Source organism: Microbacterium sp. OVT16B, assembly GCF_019969705.1.
Classification (GTDB): Bacteria; Actinomycetota; Actinomycetes; order Actinomycetales; family Microbacteriaceae; genus Microbacterium; species Microbacterium natoriense.
Map to the genome: position 1 here is coordinate 835,116 of NZ_JAHXZA010000001.1, position 19,358 is coordinate 854,473.

At 70.2% G+C, this 19,358-nt stretch carries 13 protein-coding genes; 6 read left to right on the plus strand and 7 right to left on the minus strand.

Annotated elements, in window-relative coordinates; translation table 11 throughout:
- Window positions 1-50: 50 nt before the first annotated feature.
- A complete protein-coding gene (locus tag LC438_RS03800; protein ID WP_223585894.1) occupies window positions 51-1,073 on the minus strand; it encodes an agmatine/peptidylarginine deiminase in 1,023 nt (340 codons plus the stop codon).
- A gap of 78 nt (window positions 1,074-1,151) precedes the next feature.
- On the opposite strand from LC438_RS03800, the gene LC438_RS03805 reads away from it, so the two are divergent.
- The 4 genes from LC438_RS03805 to LC438_RS03820 all read left to right on the plus strand — a co-directional run bounded on the left by LC438_RS03805 (window position 1,152) and on the right by LC438_RS03820 (window position 5,512).
- A complete protein-coding gene (locus LC438_RS03805; RefSeq protein ID WP_223585895.1) occupies window positions 1,152-1,748 on the plus strand; it encodes a TetR/AcrR family transcriptional regulator in 597 nt (198 codons plus the stop codon).
- Between the two features lie 46 nt (window positions 1,749-1,794).
- Window positions 1,795-3,048 (plus strand): diaminopimelate decarboxylase, encoded by a 1,254-nt coding sequence (lysA, locus tag LC438_RS03810; protein ID WP_223585896.1) that lies wholly within the window; start codon window positions 1,795-1,797, stop codon window positions 3,046-3,048.
- A gap of 86 nt (window positions 3,049-3,134) precedes the next feature.
- Window positions 3,135-4,592, plus strand: a complete 1,458-nt coding sequence (locus LC438_RS03815; RefSeq protein ID WP_105672862.1) for an amino acid permease — start codon at window positions 3,135-3,137, stop codon at window positions 4,590-4,592.
- A complete protein-coding gene (locus LC438_RS03820; RefSeq protein ID WP_105672861.1) occupies window positions 4,589-5,512 on the plus strand; it encodes a universal stress protein in 924 nt (307 codons plus the stop codon). The genes LC438_RS03815 and LC438_RS03820 overlap by 4 nt, the downstream gene beginning before the upstream one ends.
- A gap of 225 nt (window positions 5,513-5,737) precedes the next feature.
- Here LC438_RS03820 and ddaH read toward each other — a convergent pair whose 3' ends face one another.
- The 6 genes from ddaH to LC438_RS03850 form a co-directional block, all read right to left on the minus strand.
- Complete coding sequence (ddaH, locus tag LC438_RS03825) at window positions 5,738-6,499, minus strand: dimethylargininase (protein WP_223585897.1); 762 nt, start codon at window positions 6,497-6,499, stop codon at window positions 5,738-5,740.
- A gap of 58 nt (window positions 6,500-6,557) precedes the next feature.
- The gene (locus tag LC438_RS03830) at window positions 6,558-7,931 is read right to left on the minus strand and encodes a pyridoxal-dependent decarboxylase (RefSeq protein WP_105672859.1); all 1,374 of its coding nucleotides are present in this window, start codon (window positions 7,929-7,931) and stop codon (window positions 6,558-6,560) included.
- A 108-nt stretch (window positions 7,932-8,039) separates the two neighbouring features.
- Entirely contained in the window at window positions 8,040-9,095 is a 1,056-nt protein-coding gene (locus tag LC438_RS03835; RefSeq protein WP_223585898.1) for an alpha/beta hydrolase, read from the minus strand.
- A gap of 57 nt (window positions 9,096-9,152) precedes the next feature.
- Window positions 9,153-9,719, minus strand: coding sequence for a cysteine hydrolase family protein (locus LC438_RS03840; protein ID WP_223585899.1), 567 nt, complete (start codon window positions 9,717-9,719; stop codon window positions 9,153-9,155).
- Window positions 9,716-11,164, minus strand: a complete 1,449-nt coding sequence (locus tag LC438_RS03845; RefSeq protein ID WP_223585900.1) for a cytosine permease — start codon at window positions 11,162-11,164, stop codon at window positions 9,716-9,718. Before LC438_RS03845 ends, LC438_RS03840 begins: the two co-directional genes overlap by 4 nt.
- A gap of 82 nt (window positions 11,165-11,246) precedes the next feature.
- On the minus strand, window positions 11,247-12,527 hold the full coding sequence (locus LC438_RS03850) for a M18 family aminopeptidase (protein WP_223585901.1): 1,281 nt from the start codon (window positions 12,525-12,527) through the stop codon (window positions 11,247-11,249).
- Window positions 12,528-12,698: 171 nt separating this feature from the next.
- Between LC438_RS03850 and LC438_RS03855 the strand changes: the two genes are divergently transcribed.
- A complete protein-coding gene (locus LC438_RS03855; protein WP_223585902.1) occupies window positions 12,699-18,236 on the plus strand; it encodes a DUF11 domain-containing protein in 5,538 nt (1,845 codons plus the stop codon).
- Between the two features lie 225 nt (window positions 18,237-18,461).
- On the plus strand, window positions 18,462-19,316 hold the full coding sequence (locus LC438_RS03860) for an EamA family transporter (protein ID WP_105672853.1): 855 nt from the start codon (window positions 18,462-18,464) through the stop codon (window positions 19,314-19,316).
- Window positions 19,317-19,358 lie beyond the last annotated feature (42 nt).

Below are 19,358 nucleotides of genomic sequence, written 5' to 3' on the forward strand. Positions count from 1 at the left end.
AGTGCTCCTTGGGGGGTGAGGCGTTTCGTCTCGTTCGCTGCTGGGCGCCGTCAGAGGGTGGGCTGCTGCTGTGTGATGCAGTGGATGCCGCCGCCGCGGGCGAACAACGGCCGGGCGTCGACCGTCACCACGGAACGGCCGGGGTACGCGTCGGCGAGGATCGCGCGGGCGGCGGCGTCAGCCTGCTCGTCGCCGAAGCCGCACGCGATCACGCCGTCGTTCGTGACGAGGTGGTTGACGTAGCTCCAGTCGACGACGCCCTCGTCGTCGCTCAGGGTGGAGGGGGCGGGCAGGCCGATGATCTCGAAGCTGCGGCCAGCGGCATCCGTCTGCTGCTCCAGGTGTGCGCGGAGCTCCTGCGAGACGAGGAAGTCGGGATGCTCGGGGTTCTGCTGCTCGTGCAGGAGCAGACGGCCGGGGGAGGCGAGCGTGGCGACGATGTCGACGTGGCCGTTGGTTCCGAAGTCGTCGTAGTCGCGGGTGAGGCCACGGGGCAGCCACACCGCCTTCGTGGCGCCGATCGTGCGGAGCATCTCGGCTTCGACCCGCTCGCGGTCGGCGAAGGGGTTGCGACGGGGGTCGAGCTGCACCGTCTCGGTGAGGAGCACGGTGCCCTCGCCGTCGACGTGGATGCCGCCGCCCTCGTTCACGAGGACGGAGCTGACCAGCTCGGCGCCGACGGCGCCCGCGATGATGCGGGCGTGCTGCGACGCCTTCTGCCACTGCGCCCACTCGGGGGCGCCCCAGCCGTTGAAGATCCAGTCGACGGCGCCGAGGCGGCCGTCGTCCGACACCACGAACGTCGGTCCGGAGTCGCGCATCCAGAACTCGTCGACCGGCGCCTCGACGATCTCGATCGCGCCGCTCAGCATGCGCCGGGCGCGGTCGAGCTCGCTCGGGTCGACGAGCATCGACACGGGGGTGAACTCCGACGTGGCGTGCGCGACGGCCGTCCACGTGGCGTACCCCTCCTCGCGCTCCGCGGTGCTCTCGCCGAGCGTGGGACCCTCGGCGGGGAAGGCCATCCAGATGCGGTCGTGGCGGGCTGTCTCGGCGGGCATTCGCCAGTTCATGGGGTTCTCCTCGCTGGTGGCGGGTGAGCGCGTCATCGCTATTGAACACCCGATCAACGAGTGCTACGGTATCTCCCGATGAGCACCACGTCAAGAGCCGCGGCACCGCGGAGGATGCCGCCGGAGGAGCGCGAGCGGTCGATCCTGCACGGCGCGACCGCGCTCGCGTACGAGAGCGGCCTGGAGGCCCTCACGGTGCGCGCGGTGGCGAGCCGCGTCGGCGTGACGCCCGCGCTCATCGCGCACTACCGCCCGGTCATGGACGAGTTCGTCGCCGAGGTCTTCGGAGACATCGTCTCCGCCGAGCGCGAAGAGGTGCTCGGCGGCTTCGCCCCCAGCGGCGACCTGAGGGAGAACCTGCAGGCGCTGGTCGAGACGCTGCTCGACCGCACCAGAGACGACGTCGCACTGGTGTGGGTGCAGTCGTGGTCGCTCGGCGCCAGCAACGAGGCCCTCGGCCAGCGGGTGCGCGAGGAGATGGACCTGTGGCAGAGCGGGCTGGAGGACGTGATCCGCGCCTCGGGCCCCGGCGGAGTCGACCCCGCGTCGGCCGCCTGGCTGCTGCTCGCGATGGTCGACGGCATGAGCGCGCACTCGCTCGTCAAATGGGCCCCGCACGACAGGGCGGAGCTCGCCCGCCGCACCCTGTCGGCCGTGCTCGACCACGCAGACTGATCCGCCGGCGCGACGACGCGACGGCCCAGATGACCAGGAGACACCCATGAACGATCCGCTCACCCTCCTCCCCGCGGGGTCCGACATCGCCGACGGCGTGCTGCGGATCTCCGGATGCCGGGTCGACGACCTCGCGCGCGAGTTCGGCACACCGGCGATCGTCGTGGCCGAGCCCGCCCTGCGCGCACGGGCGAGGGAGTACCGCGAGGAGCTCGTGCGCCGCTGGCCGCGGGCGCGTGTCGTGTTCGCGTCGAAGTCCTTCCCCGCGACGGCCGTGCAGCGCGTCATGGTCGAGGAGGGCCTGGGGCTCGACGTCGCGGGCGGAGGAGAGCTGCGCAGCGCGATGAAGGCCGGGGTGGACCCCGCGCTCGTCGTGCTGCACGGCAACGCGAAGACGACCGAGGAGATCGAGTACGCCGTGACGCACGGCGTCGGCCTCATCGTGGTCGACAACGAAGACGACGTCGAGCGCATCGAGGCGGCCGTTCCGGCGGGCTCTCGCCAGGGGGTCCTCGTGCGCATCGTTCCCGGCGTCGAGTCGTCGACGCATCCGCACGTCGCGACGGGACAGGTCGGCTCCAAGTTCGGCCTCACCCCCGAGGCCGCGCAGCCCCTGATCGAGCGACTGCGGCGTAGCGACCGCATCGACCTGCGGGGCGTGCACGCGCACGTCGGCTCGCAGATCCTCGACCCCGCCGAGCTCGCGGCCGCCGTCGAGCCGCTGGCCGCGATGGGCGAGTTCGAGGTGTACGACCTCGGCGGAGGGCTCGGCGCCCGCTACACGTACTCCGAGCATCCGGCATCCGTCTCCGACTACCTCGACGCGCTGATCGGCGCCGCCCGCGCGCACCTCCCAGCCTCCGCCGAGCTCATCATCGAACCGGGCCGGAGCATGGTCAACGCCGCCGCGACGACGCTGTACACGGTCACGACCGTCAAGCGCGATGCGCGCAATTTCGTCGCGATCGACGGCGGCATGGGAGACAACCTCGAGGTCGCGCTGTTCGGGCAGCGCTACGAGGCGGTCCTCGCCGAGCGGATGGGCGAGGAAGCCACCGAAGACGCCGTCGTCGTCGGCCGTCACTGCGAGAGCGGCGACGTGCTGATCGACGGCATCGCCCTGCCGTCGGCCCGAGTGGGAGACCTGCTCGCCGTGCCGGCGACCGGCGCCTATACGCACACCATGGCGAACAACTACAACGGGTACCGACGCCCGCCTGTGGTGTTCGCCGACCACGGCAGCGCACGCGCCGTGGTGCGCCGCGAGACCTGGGACGACCTCTTTGTGAGGGATCTCTGATCGCGGTACTGGTGGAATTCCTCTGACAGGAGGATTCTGTGGAGACGGTCGATGACGATCGTCCCGAGACAGTGGGGAGAACATCCATGTCGTCGTTGAGTCAGCAGCTGCTGCGCCGTAAGCCCACCACGCAGGAGATCGCGAGCGAGGAGGGCCTGAAACGCAGTATCGGGCTCTTCGCGCTGACGATGATCGGGGTCGGGGGCACGATCGGCACCGGCATCTTCTACGTGCTCTCCAGCGCCGTCCCGATCGCGGGGCCGGCGGTCATCTGGTCGTTCGTCATCGGCGGCGCCGTCGCCGGTGTCACCGCGCTCTGCTACGCGGAGCTGGCGGGGTCGGTGCCCGTCTCCGGATCGACATACTCCTACGCCTACGCGACGCTCGGCGAGGCTCCGGCGATGGGAGTGGCGGCCTGTCTGCTGCTGGAGTACGGCGTTTCGACGGCCGGCGTCGCCGTCGGCTGGTCGCAGTACGTCAACCAGCTGCTCGACAACCTGTTCGGCTTCCAGATCCCGCCGGAGCTCTCCAACGCCCCCGAGCAGGGCGGCATCATGAACCTGCCGGCGGTGATCGTCATCGCCCTGTGCGCCCTGCTGCTGCTGCGCGGCACCGGGGAGTCCGCCACCATCAACGCGATCATGGTCATGGTCAAGATCGGCGTGCTGGTGTTCTTCGTCGCCGTGGCGCTGACCGGCTGGAACGCCGACCACTTCGCGAACTTCGCTCCGGCCGGGCTGCAGGGCATCATCGCCGGGTCAGGGCTCATCTTCTTCTCGTTCATCGGGTTGGATGCCGTGTCCACAGCCGGCGGCGAGGCCAAGAACCCCAAGCGCAACCTGCCGCTCGCGATCATCATGGCGCTGATCATCGTCGTCGTCGCGTACGTCGTCGTGGCCGTCGCCGCGATCGGCGCACAGGCGCCCGACAAGTTCGAGGGGCAGACGGCCGGGCTCTCCGTGATCCTGGAGTCGATCATCGGCTCGTCGTGGCCGGGCACCGTTGTCGCGGCGGGAGCCGTGGTCTCGATCTTCAGCGTCACGTTCGTCGTGCTCTACGGTCAGACCCGCATCCTCTTCGCCATGTCGCGGGACGGCATGGTGCCGCCGGTGTTCTCGAAGCTGAACCCGCGCACGCTGGCCCCCGCGCGCAACACCATGATCGTCGCCGCGGTGGTGGGCGTCCTCGCGGCGTTCGTCCCCATCAACTTCCTGCTCGAGATGACCAGCATCGGCACCCTCGTCGCGTTCCTCGTGGTCTCGGTCGCCGTCATCATCCTGCGCCGCCGCGAGCCGAACATCGAGCGGGGCTTCACCCTGCCGCTGCATCCGCTGATCCCCGTGCTGTCGATCCTCGGCTGCATCTGGATCATCACGCAGCTGCGTCCGATCACGATCATCGTGTTCCTGATCTGGACGGCCGCGTTCCTCGTCTACTACTGGTTCTACGGACGCACGCATTCGACGCTCGGGCGACAGGCCGCGGCCGGCGCCGACATCCCCTTCACCTCGACCGTGCGTCAGGTGGAGGAGGACGAGCGATGAGCATCCTGGTGGCGGTGAGCCCGGGGCACCGCTCGGTCGCGGTGCCGCAGCTGGCGGCGATGCTGGCGCGCTCGGCCGACACCGAGCTGATCGTCGCGGCGGTCCTCCCGCTCACGTGGCCGCCGCTCGCGAGGAACGCCGACGTGGAGTGGCGCGACTATCTGCGCGGCTCCGCGGAGGTCGTGCTCGATCACGCGGCCTCCGAGCTCGGCGGCGTGAAGGCCACGTTCCTCCAGCACTCGGCGCGCTCCGCCCACCGCGGCATCCTGGAGCTGATCGAGGAGCACGACCCGAGCCTCGTCGTGGTCGGGTCGTCGTCGGGCGGGGCCTTCGGGCACATCACACTCGGCTCGGTGAACGACGCGCTGCTGCACGCGTCGCCGGTGCCTGTGGCGATCGCGCCGCGCGGGTTCAGGGCGAAGCCCACGGCCACCGTGCGCCGGGTCACGGCGGCATACGGGGGCACGGAGGCCGCGAAAGATCTGGTGCTCGGGGCCGCCGGCGTCGCGCAGAGCATCGGGGCCTCTTTGCGGATCGCCTCGTTCGCCGTCGTCCCCGAGGGGAGCGTGACGGCGGGCGTCGGCCTCTCCGCCGAACAGGGCATCGCCGATGAGTGGGTGCGGATGATCGATGAGCACACCGCGGAGATCCTGCGCGACGTCTCCGCACTGCCGCGCACGCCCGCTCTCGACGGCGCGGTCGTCGGAGTCGGCGATTCCTGGGCGCGCGCGATGGAGGACGTCGAGTGGGCGGCCGACGACGTGCTCGTCGTGGGGTCCAGCTCGCTCGGACCGATCGCGAGGGTGTTCCTCGGCTCGCACGCGACGAAGGTGGTCAGGCACTCGCCGGTCCCGGTGATCGTCGTGCCCCGCGGCGCGGCGGGGGAGCTTCTGGAAGCGGCGGAGGACCCGGGCGCCTGAGCGCCTGCGTCAGGCGGCGCTGCCGGCCTGTGCCTGGCGGCGCTGAGCGCCTGCGTCACGCGGTGCTGCTGGCCTGTGCCAGAACTCCGGAGATCCGGCCTGTATCGGCGCGGATTACGCCGCCTCCACCCGGATCGCGACGATTCTCCGGAGTTCTGGCGGCGGACGGACGCCGGGACGGATGCGACGGACGGATGCCGGGACCGCGGTCCCGGCATCCGTTGTTCAGTCGCGCACGCGCACCGAGAGGCAGGTGACGCAGCCCTCGAGCTTCTCGAACTCGCTGATCGGCGTCTCGATCACGGTCAGTCCGCGGTCGCGGAACAGCTGGGCGCTCTGCGGCGCCTCGGACGACATGAGCACGGTCGTGTCGTCGAGGACGACGACCGCGGTGCCCTGTTCCTCCAGCACCGGGAGGAACTCGGGGTACACGGAGGCGTCGTCGACGAGCGGCGGGTAGCCGATGATGGTGCCGTCGGGCAGTGCGGTGACACCGCTCTTGAGGTGGAGCACCTTGGTGACGGGCACGGCGACGACCGTCCAGCCGCGAGGGGTGAGAAGGTCGCGCAGCTGTGCGAAGCCGTCGGCGTTCGAGCGCAGGGTCTGTCCGACGTAGACGGTCGTGCCGACCTTGAGCACGTCTCCGCCGTCGAGCGTGCCCGGGGCCTCGATCGCGACGAAGGGGATGCCGGCGCGCTCCAGAGCCTCGCGCGTGGAGTCGATCTCGCCGCGGCGGGAGTCGGCGCCGGGGCGGCTGAGCACGGCGAGGTCGCCGAACATGATCACGGTGTCCTCGACGAAGACGCCGTCGGCGTGCTCGTCGGCGGCGTCGATCTCGATGACGTCCCAGCCGAGTCCGCGGTAGACGTCGACGTACTGCTCCCACTGTCGCTGAGCCAGTTCGGCGTCGACGGGGACGCGCTCGAAGTGGGTGAGCTCGCCTTCGGCGAGACGCGGAGAGGGACGGCGGACGAGAAGGCGTGACATGGCTCAAGAATACCGGCGGCCCGCGTGGGCGAGCCACCGGCGGTCCCGGTGGATCAGGTCACTCCATGGTGTCGAGGATGGCGACGAGGTCCTCGAAGGTGGTCAGCGGATTCACGATCGCGAAGCGCGTGTTGGGTCGTCCCGCGTGCGAGCTCGGGACGACGAACGCGTACTGGGAGTCGAGCAGCCCGTCGGACCAGCGGGCGTAGTCGTCGCGGTCCCAGCCGTCGCGCTCGAACACGACGACCGTGAGCTGCGGGTCGCGGACGAGCGTGAACCCGGGGCGACGACGGATCTCCTCGGCGATCCGCTGCGTGAGCGCGAGCGTGCTCGACACCGCGTCACGGTACGCCTGCACCCCGTAGGTGGTCAGCGAGTACCAGAGCGGAAGCCCCCGGGGGCGCCGGGTGAGCTGGATCGCGTAGTCCGAGGGGCTGAAGTCGTCGCTGTCGGTGAGGGTGTCGAGGTACTCGGCGTGCTGCGTGTGCGCCCGACGGCCGGTCTCGGGATCGCGGTAGAGCAGCGCGCAGCAGTCGTACGGGGCGAAGAGCCACTTGTGCGGATCGACGATGGCCGAGTCGGCCCGCTCGACGCCGCGGAAGTGGTGCCGCGCCTCAGGGGCCAGGATGCCGGTGAGGCCGTAGGCGCCGTCGATGTGCAGCCAGAACTCGAACTCGTCCTTCAGCGCGGCGATGCCCTCGATGTCGTCGATGATGCCGAAGTTGGTGGAGCCGGAGGTCGCGACGACCGCGAAAACGGCGTCGCCGTGCTCGACGAGGGCCTCGCGCACGGACTCCGCGTGCAGCTTGCCGTCGGCGCCCGCGGGCACGGCGATGGTGTCGACGTCCATGACCTTCGCCGCCGACTTGTTCGAGGAGTGCGCCTCGGCGCTGCAGACGAGCTTCCACCGCGGCGGGAGCGGAGTGCCGGCCTCCTCGAGGCGGCGCTTGGCGGCGTCACGCGCGGCGACGAGGGCCGAGAGGTTGCCGATCGTGCCGCCCTGCACGAACACGCCTCCGGCGCCCTCGGGGAAGCCGATCTCGGCCGCGAGGAAGGACAGCACCTCGTTCTCGGCGTACACGGCGCCTGCGCCCTCGAGCCAGCTGCCGCCGTACAGGCCGGATGCCGACACGACGAGGTCGAAAGCGATCGCCGCCGTCGTCGGGGCGGTCGGGATGAAGGAGAGGTAGCGCGGGTGGCTCGCGGTGAGGCACGCCGGCGCGAGGATGTGCTCGAAGAGCGCGAGCGCGCGGGTGCCGCCGATACCCTCGTCGGTGATGGTGCGGCCGGCGAGGCGGCGCAGCTCCCCAGGGGGGAAGGGCTTGTCGAGCGGCACGTCCCGTGCCAGCATCCGCCGGCGGGAGTAGTCGAGCACCGCGTCGACGATCGACGCCTGCTCATCGGTCGCCGCGTGCATCCGCGTCGGGTTCATCGGACACTCCTCTTTCGCCCCGCGGCACACCCGCCGAGGCAGGGAAACGCTAACAGAACGGCGGCTCCGTGGCATCCTCCCGCCCTCCTCTCGGGCGCGGGCGAGGGGTCAGCGGGTGGTGTGCGCGTCCAGGAACGCGATCGTCTTCTCCAGCGCGGTCCGCGCGTCGGGCTGATCGAGGTGGAACTGGTACTCGTGCGGCAGCTGCGGCTCGTGGGGAGCGGGCCAGAACAGCGTGGTCACCTCGACGCCCAGCTCGTCGAGTCGCTTCGCCATCGGGATCGACTGCAGCCAGGTGAGACCGTCGCCGTTGCCGCCGGAGATGTAGGTTGCCGGGAAGTCGGCGGTCACCCAGTCGATGGTCGACATGGTGGCGCCGGTCGAGCCCTCAGCCCAGTCCTTGGCGCCCGAGTACGCCCACATCGACGACTTGAACCCCCAGCCGACGAGGCCGTTGAGCTCGGCGAGGGCGGAGAGGTCGTAGACCCCGCAGTTCAGGACGGTCGCGACCAGCTGATCCGGCCGCAGGGCGGGCGCGAGGCCCATGATCTCGGCGTAGTCGGAGTTCGTGATGAGAGTCGCGAGCTGGCTCGCGAGCTGACCTCCCGCCGAATCCCCGGCGAGCACGATCTGCGTCGGATCGACGCCGAGCTCCTCGGCGTGCGCGTCGATGTACGCCAGCGCCTCGTTCAGCTGCGTGACGGCGAGCGGGTAGACGCCCTCCGGGCCGAGCGTGTAGTTCACCGCGATCGTCGTGTACCCCTCGCCGGCGAGGATCCGGAGATAGGGGTCGACGTTCTCCTTCGCGCCCGACACCCAGGCGCCGCCGTGGATCCACACCACGGTCGGCAGCGGACCCGAGGCGGATGCCGGTGAGAACACATCCATCGTGGTGTCCGTGCCGCCGTCTGCGTACGCCACGTCGAGGGTCTCGGTGAGCTTCGTGTCGGGGACGTGCCGGTCCATCTCCGCGGCGGTGTCGTCTCCGCCCTTCGTGAACACCGCCCGGATCACCATCGCGGAGGGCCACGGTGTGATCGATCCGATGATCGCGACGACCGCGGCGACGGCGAGGAGGATGCCGAGAGTGATCTTCGTGCGGCGCCACCGTCGGCGGCGTCGCTCCGGTCGTGCGGACTCCTCGACGGGCGCTGCTGTGCTCATGGGACCCCTCCTCCGCACCAGTGTGCCAGTATTCTGAGTGGGTTCCTACGGATGCGCTCAGTCCCCGGCGAGCACCGATGCCGCATCGCTGATCGTGATCTGCGGCGGGTACAGCCCCATCACGTGGAGTGCGGCGGCGTGGTTCTCGGCCGTGGAACCCGCGCACGCGTCGGCGGCGACCGTCACGCGCGCCCCGGCATCCGCAGCCGCCAGCGCGGTCGACAGCACGCAGCAGTCGGTCGAGACCCCGGCGAGGACGACGTGCGCTCCTCGGCCGACGATCGCCTCGATCTCCGGACCCCACTTCCCGAAGGTCGGCAGGTCGAGGGTCGGATGCGGGGACAGGTCCGCGGCATCCGGCACCAGGTCGAACAGCGGATCGGTCGGCGGCTGATCGGCGAACGGCCAGGCCGCGAAGTACTCGCCCCACGACGTGGAGCGATCGGCCGTCGGCATCCACCTCGTGACGAGCACGCGCTCGCCGAAGGACTCCGCCAGGGCGCGGATGCGCGGCATGGCGTCGGCGAAGAACGGCGAGCCCCACGCCGAGTCGGGCGCCGCGAAGATCGCCTGCGGGTCGATCACGACCAGCCAGGCGCGTGTCGGCTCGCTGCGCTCGCTCAACGACCGGAATCTTCCTGCTGGCGGATCTTCGCGGCCCGCCCGAACCAGGTCACGAGGAACGACAGCACCAGCGCGAACAGCACGCCGAGGTTCGCGTAGCCCCAGTCATCGCGCCAGCCGAACAGGTCGAGGAAGTAGCCCTGCCAGTCGTTCCATCCGGTGTCGGGGATCTGGTTCATGACGAACCCCCAGCCGATCACGGTCGCGACGAGCATCGTGCCGATGGAGAGCCAGTCGAAGGCTCCGTAGCGTCCGCGGCTGTCGAAGAGCGCAGCGTCGTCGTAGTCCTTGCGGCGGCGCAGGATGTCGGCGATCAGGATTCCGGCCCACGACGCCATCGGCACGCCGAGAGTGATGAGGAAGGACTGGAACGGGCCGATGAAGCTCTTGGCGAAGAACACGACGTAGATCGTGCTGGCGGTGAGGATCACGCCGTCGACCGCCGCCGCAGCGGGGCGGGGGATGCGGATGCCGAGGCTCAGCAGCGTGAGGCCGGACGAGTAGATGCCGAGCACGGCGCCGGACACGAGCGTGAGGATCGCGACGATCAGGAAGGGGAACAGCAGCCACGTCGGCAGGAGGGTCGCGAGGGCGCCGATCGGGTCGGAGCCGACGGCGGCCGCGAGGTCGTCGTCGGCTCCGGCGAGCAGGAGCCCGAAGAACACCAGGATGATCGGGGCCACCGAGCCGCCGATCGTGTTCCAGGCGACGATTTGCCCATCGGATGCCGTGCGCTTCTGGTAGCGCGACCAGTCGGCGGCGATGTTGATCCAGCCGAGTCCGAACCCGGTCATGACCATCACGAGCGCGCCGATCGTCTGTGCGAACGTGCCGTCGGGGCGGGAGAACGCGGTATCCCACTGGATGTGCCCGAAGGTGAAGATCAGGAACAGCACCGTCATGGCGCCGGTCAGCCAGGTCAGCACCGACTGCAGCCGCATGATGGTGTGGTAACCGAGCACGGAGGCCCCGACGATCAGGGCGGCCACGGCGACCGTCGCGATGATGCTCACCGCGGTGTCGTCCTCGCCGCTCACCCAGCCGAGCGTGCGCAGGATCGTTCCGGTCGCGAGCACTGCGGTGATGGCGAGCGACGTCTCCCAGCCGATCGACGTCAGCCACGACACGATGCCGGGGAGCTTCTGCCCCTGCACACCGAAGGCGGCGCGCGAGAGCACCATGGTCGGCGCCGAGCCGCGCTTGCCGGCGATCGCGATGAGTCCGCACAGCAGGAACGACACCACGATCCCGACGATCGACACGACCGTCGCCTGCCACAGCGAGACGCCGAAGCCCAGGATGAAGGATCCGTACGACATCCCGAACACCGACACGTTCGCGGCGAACCAGGGCCAGAAGAGGTCCCGCGGCTTCGCGGTGCGATCCGACTCCGGGATGATCTCGATGCCCGCACGCTCGATCAGCGCGCCCGTGTTCTGCGTCATGACGACATCCTGGCACCGTCGCACCCCGCGTGGGGCGGATGCGCGCGCCGACCTTCCGCCGCGTGCCGTCTCCGGCGCAGCGTCAGCCGCGGAAGAAGGCTCCGGCCACCAGGCTCAGGTCGTGCAGATCGGAGACCCCGGCGAGTTCGCGGGCCGAGTGCATCGACAGGATCGGGATGCCGACGTCGACGGTGCGGATGCCGAGGCGGGTCGCCGTGATCGGGCCGATCGTCGAGCCGCACGGCACGTTGTTGTTCGACACGAACTCCTGCGGGCGCACCCCGGCGCTCTCGCACCACGAGCGCCAGGCGGCGGAGCCCACGGCATCCGTCGCGTAGCGCTGGTTCGCGTTGAGCTTGAGGATGGGGCCGGACCCCAGCACCGGGTGCACGACGGGGTCGTGCTTGGCGGCGTAGTTGGGGTGCACCGAGTGCCCCACGTCGCTCGACAGGCACCACGACGAGGCGTAGGCGCGGCGACGTTCGGAGGCGTCGGCGCCGAGACCGGCATACACCCGCTCGAGCACGTCCTCCAGGAAGGGGCCGGCGGCGCCGGAGCGCGACCCGGAGCCGAGCTCCTCGTGGTCGAACGCGGCGAGGACGGCGATGGGGCCCGACTCCGCGTCATGCGTCGCGAGCGCCACGACCCCCGCGTGCACGGAGGCGAGGTCGTCGAGGCGGCCGGATGCGAAGAACGCGCTGTCCTTGCCGAACACGGCGCCGCGCGCGGTGTCGGCGATCACGACGTCGTACCCGCGGATGTCGGATGCCGCGACACCGGCGGACGCCGCGAGCTCGGCGAGGATGTCGGCCTGCGTCGGGTCGCCGAGGCCCCACACGGGCTGGGTCTGGAACTGCTTGTCGAGCGCGAGGCCGCTGTTGGCCTCACGGTCGAGGTGCACCGCCAGCTGCGGCAGACGCAGCAGCGCTCCGGTGTCGGCGAGCACGACGCTGCCGTCGGCGAGGGCGAGACGGCCGGCGAGGCGCAGCTCCCTGTCGAGCCAGGAGTTCAGCAGCGGGCCGCCGTACACCTCGACGGCGGCCTGCAACCACCCCGCGGATCCGGTCGTGGGCTGCGGCTTGAGCTTGAAGCCGGGGGAGTCGGTGTGGGCGCCGAGGACATGCGAGGGCGTGGTGGCGACGGCATCCGACGGGACGGTCCAGGCGATGGCCGCACCGTCGCGGACCACGACGAACCGGCCGCCCTGCTGAGCGGGCCAGGGGTCCTCCTCGCGCAGCCGGGAGAACCCGGCCGATTCGAGCCGGCGTGCCACCTCCTCGGCTGCGTGGTAGCTCGACGGTGAGGCGGAGACGAAGTCCGCGAGGTCGTCGGCGTGGGCGAGGGCGGATGAAGCGACGGGCATGAGTGGCCTTCCTGCGTGCGTGCACCTCCGATCGTAATCGGGTCTCGATCAGGCAACGGAGCACGGGGGAGGGCTTAAGCCGAGACGACCTCTCGGCTAGTCTCGACACCGGAGAGGTGCATCGTTCGAGCGATGCGCGGGGAGCCTCCGGGGAGAAACAGGGGGACTTCAGTGTCTTCAATCGCTCATTCGCGTGTCCGCCGCGCCGTCGCCGCCGTCACGTCGGCCCTGCTGCTGGCCGCCGGACTCACGGTGGTCACCGAGACGGTCGCGCCGACGACGGCATCCGCAGCGCAGAATCCGACGCAGTGCGCCGGATCGCTGTCGCTCACCAACGGCAGCTTCGAGCAGCCGGTGATGACGTCGGGCGTCACGATCACCAACGAGAACAACATTCCCGGGTGGCTGACGACAGCCACGGACAACCAGATCGAGATCTGGCGCTACCCCGGCAACCCGAACGGCTGGCAGGCCGCTCAGGGTACGCAGTTCGCCGAGCTCAACGCGAACCAGGCCAGCATGCTTTACCAGGATGTGGCGACCACCCCCGGGCAGACCCTGTACTGGTCGCTCAAGCACCGCGGGCGCGTCGGCGTCGACACGATGCGCGTGATGATCGGCGTCCCCGGCGGCACACTCACCAACGTCAGCGGCTCGCTCTCCGATGGCACCGCGGCGTGGGCCACGCACACCGGCTCGTACACGGTTCCCGCGGGTCAGACCCTCACCCGCTTCGGCTTCCAGGCCGTCAGCACGTCGACCGGCAACAACTCGGTCGGCAACCTCCTCGACGACATCTCCTTCGGCACCGGCCCCTGTCTCGTCTCCACCAAGTCGGTGCAGAACCTCACGGGCGGCGGCACGACCGCCAACATCGGGGACACGCTCCGCTACACCGTGACCACCACCAACGGCGGCGGCAACCCGGCGCTCCAGTCGGTCTCCACCGACATCGTCCCCGCGGGCGTCGACTACGTCCCCGGTTCCCTGAAGCTCGTGAGCGGGCCAGGAACCGGAGCGCTGACCGACGCGACAGGCGACGACCGCGGCGAGTACGTCCCCGGTTCGCGCACCGTCAGGGTGCGCCTCGGTGAGAACGGGACGGCATCGGCCGGCGGGTCCATCGGCGTCGGCGCGGTGACGTCGTACACCTTCGACGCGAAGGTGCGAGCGGATGCCGCGACCACCACCATCGTCAACGAGGCCAGCGTCGCCTTCCGCGAGCCGGTCACCAACATCGACCGCACGTCGATCACCAACGAGACCCAGACCCCGGTGAACCCGGCGGCCGATCTCGCCATCACGAAGACACTCGACACGGCCGCGCTGGTGGCTGGGCGCCCCGCGACCTTCACGATCACCGTGACGAACAACGGACCGCAGACCGGAACCGGGGTGACGGTCACGGACGCGATCCCCGCAGGGCTCACGAACGTCCAGGCCACTCCGAGCGGCGGATCCTGCACGGTCGGCGGAACGGTCACCTGCTCCCTCCCCGACCTCGCCGTCGGCGCCAGCGCGACGATCACGCTGACCGGAACCGTGTCCCCGACGCTGAACCCGGGTGCGGCGCTGACCAACACGGCATCCGTCGCCGGCTCGCGGTTCGACCCGAACCAGTCGAACAACACCGCCACCGCGTCGGGCACGCTGAACGCCGAGGCCGACCTCTCGATCGTCAAGACCTTCCTGCCGACCGCTCCGGTCGCCGGCGACGACGTCACGTACACGCTCACGGTTCACAACGCCGGCCCCTCCGAGGCGCGCGACGTCAGGATCACCGATCCGCTCGACCCCGCGACCGCCTTCGTCAGCGCGACTCCGCAGCAGGGCACCTGCTCGCTGAGCGGCGACGTGATCGGGTGCCTCCTCGGCACCCTTGCACCGAACGCCACCGTGACGGTGACCGTGGTCGCGCACCTCGACCCCGATGCCGTCGCCGCCGTGCAGAACTCGGCGAGCGTCACGAGCAGCACACCCGACCCCGACCCGTCGAACAACGTCGACTCGACGAGCTTCGACCCGACGATCATCGCCGATCTCGCCGTCACCAAGACGGCATCCGCGGCGCAGGTCTCCGCAGGCGGCACGGTCACGTACACGCTCGTCGTCACGAACAACGGCGCCTCGGATGCCGTGAACGCGGTGCTCGATGACACGCTGCCCGCTGGTCTCACCGTCTCCAGCGTCGCCACGACCTCCGGCAGCTGCGCGACGCCGTCGCCGTCGCGCATCCAGTGCACCTGGGCGGATCTGCCCAACGGCGCCTCCAGCACGGTCACCCTGCAGGCGCTCGTCGCGGCCGACGCCCCCACGGGAACCCTGACGAACACGGCATCCGTGGCCTCGCCCGCCGAAGACTCGAACCCGTCGAACAACTCCGACTCGGCCGATGTCGAGGTCGTGCAGAGCGCCGACATCAGCGTCGTCAAGACCGCCGACGCTCAGGCCGTGCCCGGAGGCGCCTTCGGCTACACCCTGACCGTGACCAACGGCGGTCCGTCCGTCGCCCGCGGCGTGGTGCTCACCGACACGCTCCCGGCCGGCTTCACCCTCGGAGCGACCCCTGCCGGGTGCACGCTCACCGGCAGCACCCTCACGTGCCCGCTCGGCGACCTCACCGTCGGTCAGATCGTGACCGTCCGCCTCGACGGGACGATCGCCGAGAGCGCGACCGGAACGCTGACCAACACGGCGACGGTGACCTCGCCGACGCCCGACCCCGATCCGTCGGACAACACGTCCACGGTCGACAAGCCGCTCACCCCGAGCGCCGACGTGGTCGTCGAGAAGACGACGAGCACGCCGAGCGTCCCGCTCCAGGGCGAGGCGAGCTTCGTCATCACCGTGCGCAACGACGGACCGTCCACCGCTGCGGGCGTCGTCGTCGACGACGCGGTTCCGGTGGGTCTCGCGACCACCGGCGCCACCCCGTCGGTCGGCACCTGGTCGGCGGCCGACTCCCGCTGGACCGTCGGCACACTTCTGCCCGGCGAGTCGGCGACCCTCACCGTCACGGCGCAGGTCGTCGCGACCGGCTCGATGACCAACACCGCCACCGGCACCTCGCAGACGCCCGACCCCGACCCGTCGAACAACACCGACACGGCGACGGTCGTCGGCACGCCTTCCGCCGATCTCTCGGTCGTGAAGACGGCGTCCGCCAACCCCGCGAATCTCAACGCGCCGATCACCTACACGATCGTCGTGACGAACAACGGTCCGAGCCCGGCATCCGCCGTCGCGATCTCCGACCCGCTGCCCGCGGCACTGCTGACGCCGACCACCCCTACCGCCGGATGCTCGATCACCGCGGGCCAGCTGAGCTGCGCCGTCGGCACGCTCGCGGTCGGCGCCACGTTCACGGCCACCGTGACGGGAACGGTCGACCCGGCAACGGCCGACACGCAGCTGTCGAACACGGCCACCGTCACCTCGACCACGCCCGACCCCGACCCGTCGGACAACACCTCGACGAGCATCGTGCCGATCGCCGGCACTCCGCGGATCGAGCTCGTGAAGCAGGCGGCCGCCCCCGTCGACGCGAACGGCAACGGCCGGATCGACGCCGGTGACACGGTGGCCTACAGCTTCACGGTGCGCAACACGGGCAACGTGACGTTCACGAGCACGCAGATCACCGACCCGCTGCTGGGTGGGGCCGTGACCTGTGCCGCGCTCGCGACCCCGCTCGCTCCGGGAGCGGAGGCCGTCTGCGCGCCGGTGACCTACACGCTCACGCAGGCCGACCTCGACAACGGCACCGTGCACAACGAGGCCACCGTCACCGGCCAGTCCGCACAGGGAACCGCGACCGACGACGCCGAGGCGAACGTGATCGTCCCGAGCGTGAACAGCGTCAGCCTCACCAAGACGCCCAGCACGGTCGTCGACATCAACAGCGACAACCAGGTCAATGCCGGGGACACGATCCAGTACACGTTCACGCTCACGAACACCGGGACGACCACACTGCACAACGGGCAGATCGACGACCCGATGCTCGGTGGCCCCGTCGCCTGTGTCGCGCTGGACGGGGTGCTCCTGGAACCGGGCGACTCGGTCACCTGCGCTCCTGTCGACTACACCCTCACGCAGGAGGACATCGACAACGGCGTGGTGAGGAACACCGCATCCACCATCGCCCAGGCGCCCGACAACGCCTTCGTCGAGGACACGGCGTCCGCATCCGCCAACATCGATCAGACCGCCGGCATCGACCTCACGAAGACGGCGGGTCAGGTCACCGATGCGAACGGCGACGGGTTCATCGGCGCCGGCGACACGATCGACTACTCCTTCACGGTGCGCAACACGGGCAACACCACCCTGGTGGGTGTCACCGTGTCGGACCCGCTTCTCGGCGCGGGAGCGCTGTGCACCGTCGGCGATCTCCTGCCAGGGGCCAGCGCAGCCTGCGGACCGTTCACCTACGCGCTGACGCAGACGGACATCGAAGCTGAGCGCCGCCCGAACTTCGCCACGGCTACCGGCGACAGCCCGATCGGCGAGGTCAGCGACACCGGCTCCGCCGAGGTCCTGTTCTCCGGCACCACTGCGATCGCTCTGACGAAGACGCCCGGTGCCGTCGATCCGGGCGCGGACGGCATGGTCGGAGCCGGTGACACCGTGCCCTACTCCTTCACGGTGAGGAACACCGGAACGACGCAGCTCCGCGAGATCGTTCTCAATGATCCGCTGCTCGGCGGAGAGATCGAGTGCCCGGCACTCGACGGCCTTCAGCTGGAGCCGGGACAAGAGGTCGTCTGCGGCCCTGTCGACTACGTGCTGACTCAAGCCGACGTCGACGCCGGAACGGTCCACAACACCGCGACCGTCGAGGGGCAGTCCTGGAGCGGCACGGCCGACGCCACGGACGAGGCCGATGTGCGCGTGGCAGGGACCGACGCCCTCTCGCTGCTCAAGTCGGCCGCGGCGATCGTCGACGCGAACGGCAACGGACGCACGGATGCCGGCGACACCATCGCGTACACGTTCACCGTCACGAACACGGGAACGACGACGCTCACCGGCATCTCGGTCTCCGACCCGCGTCTGAGCGGCGACATCGTCTGCGACACGACGGAGCTGGCCCCCGGCGAGGCGACGCTCTGCCACGGCGAGCCCGCCGTGATCACGCAGGCCGAGGTCGACGCAGGCCAGATCGTGAACACCGCCACCACCACCGGCACAGGTACGAGCGAGATCCCGCCGACGGCGGAGGACACGGTGGTCACGCCCATCGAGGCGCAGCCGGCCATCGCCCTCGCGAAGACCGGCGGGGAGTACGCGGATGCTGACGGCAACGGCAAGATCAGCGCGGGCGACACGGTGAGGTTCCGCTTCACCGTGACGAACACCGGTGCGAGGACGCTGACGGCCGTGGCGATCAGCGATCCGATGCTGGGCGGTACGATCGCCTGCGAGATCCCCGACCTCGCGCCCGGGGCGAAGGCCGACTGCGGTCCGGTCGTCTACGTCCTCACGGCGGCCGACGTCGCGGCGGGCAAGGTCGTCAACGTCGCGACGGCGACCGGCACGGCTGGCGCCGTCACGGTCACGGCGGCGGCGACGGCATCCGTCGACCTGAACGTGCTCGCCACGACCGGTGGCGTCATCAACGGCGTGGGCTGGGCGCTCGCCCTGCTCGCGATCGGCGCGTTCGTGCTCCTGATCGCACGGCTCCGTCGCGACGAGATCGAGGTCTGACCCTCGCGTCGGATGAGAGGCGCCCGGTGCGGAAGGTCGCACCGGGCGCCTTCGCGTTCACGTCGATGGGCTAGGGTGTACCGCGATAGCGCCTAGGGTTCCGGGGTCCGTCCCGTCTGGTCCGAGCGGCGCCACGGCTCTTCTCCGCAGGAGAGCCGTCATCTGACAGGACAAAAGCCCGGAGGACCCTGTTCGTCGCGCCCGCGGCGGATGGAAGGGTCTGTCATGTCCTCTCTCGCCTTCGTCCTCGTCTTCGCCGCGGCCGTGTCCCATGCCGCCTGGAACGTGATCGCACACGGGGTGAGTCGTGCCGGGGTGCCGTTCCTGTGGTGGGGAGCCGTCGGCGGAACAGCCTTCTGGATCGGAGCCATCCCGTTCACGGGCGGGCTCGGCACCGACGACCTCGGCGGGTTCCTGCTCGGCGTGGGCGTCTCCGCGGCCCTGCACGTCGTCTACATGGCCGTGCTGCAGCGCGGGTACCAGGAGGGCAACCTCTCGACCGTCTACGCCACAGCGAGGGGCACAGGGCCGTTCCTGTCGGTGATCGTCGCGGTGCTGCTGCTCGGGGAGCGCCCGTCTGTCGTCGCGCTGATCGGCGTCGCGGCGGTGATCGTCGGGGTCGTCGCGATCGGGCTGGTCGACCGTGGCGGGGATCGGGTCTTCGACCTCGGGCTCGTGTTCGGGCTGCTCACCGGCGTCGCGATCGCGGCGTACACGATCTGGGACGCGAACGCCGTGCGCACCTGGTCGCTGTCGCCGGTCGCGTTCATGGTCGGCACGATGGTGCTGGAGATCCCGTTCTACACGCTCGGGGTGCGCAGGCGGTGGGATGCCGTCGCAGCCCTGTGGCGCACGCAGTGGAGGCGGATCGTGGCGTTCAGCATCCTGTCTCCGCTGTCGTACATCCTCGTCCTGACGGCGATCCAGATCGCTCCCGTCGCGCTGGTGGCTCCGCTGCGCGAGGTGAGCGTGGTGCTCGTGAGCCTGTTCGGGGTGCTCGTGCTGAAGGAGGACCGCCCTGGCTGGAGGCTCGGCGCATCGGTCGTCGTGGTCGCGGGCATCGTGCTGCTCGCGCTGTAGGTCCGTCCTGCATTCCGCGACTCCGGTCGCGAACCTGGTCGC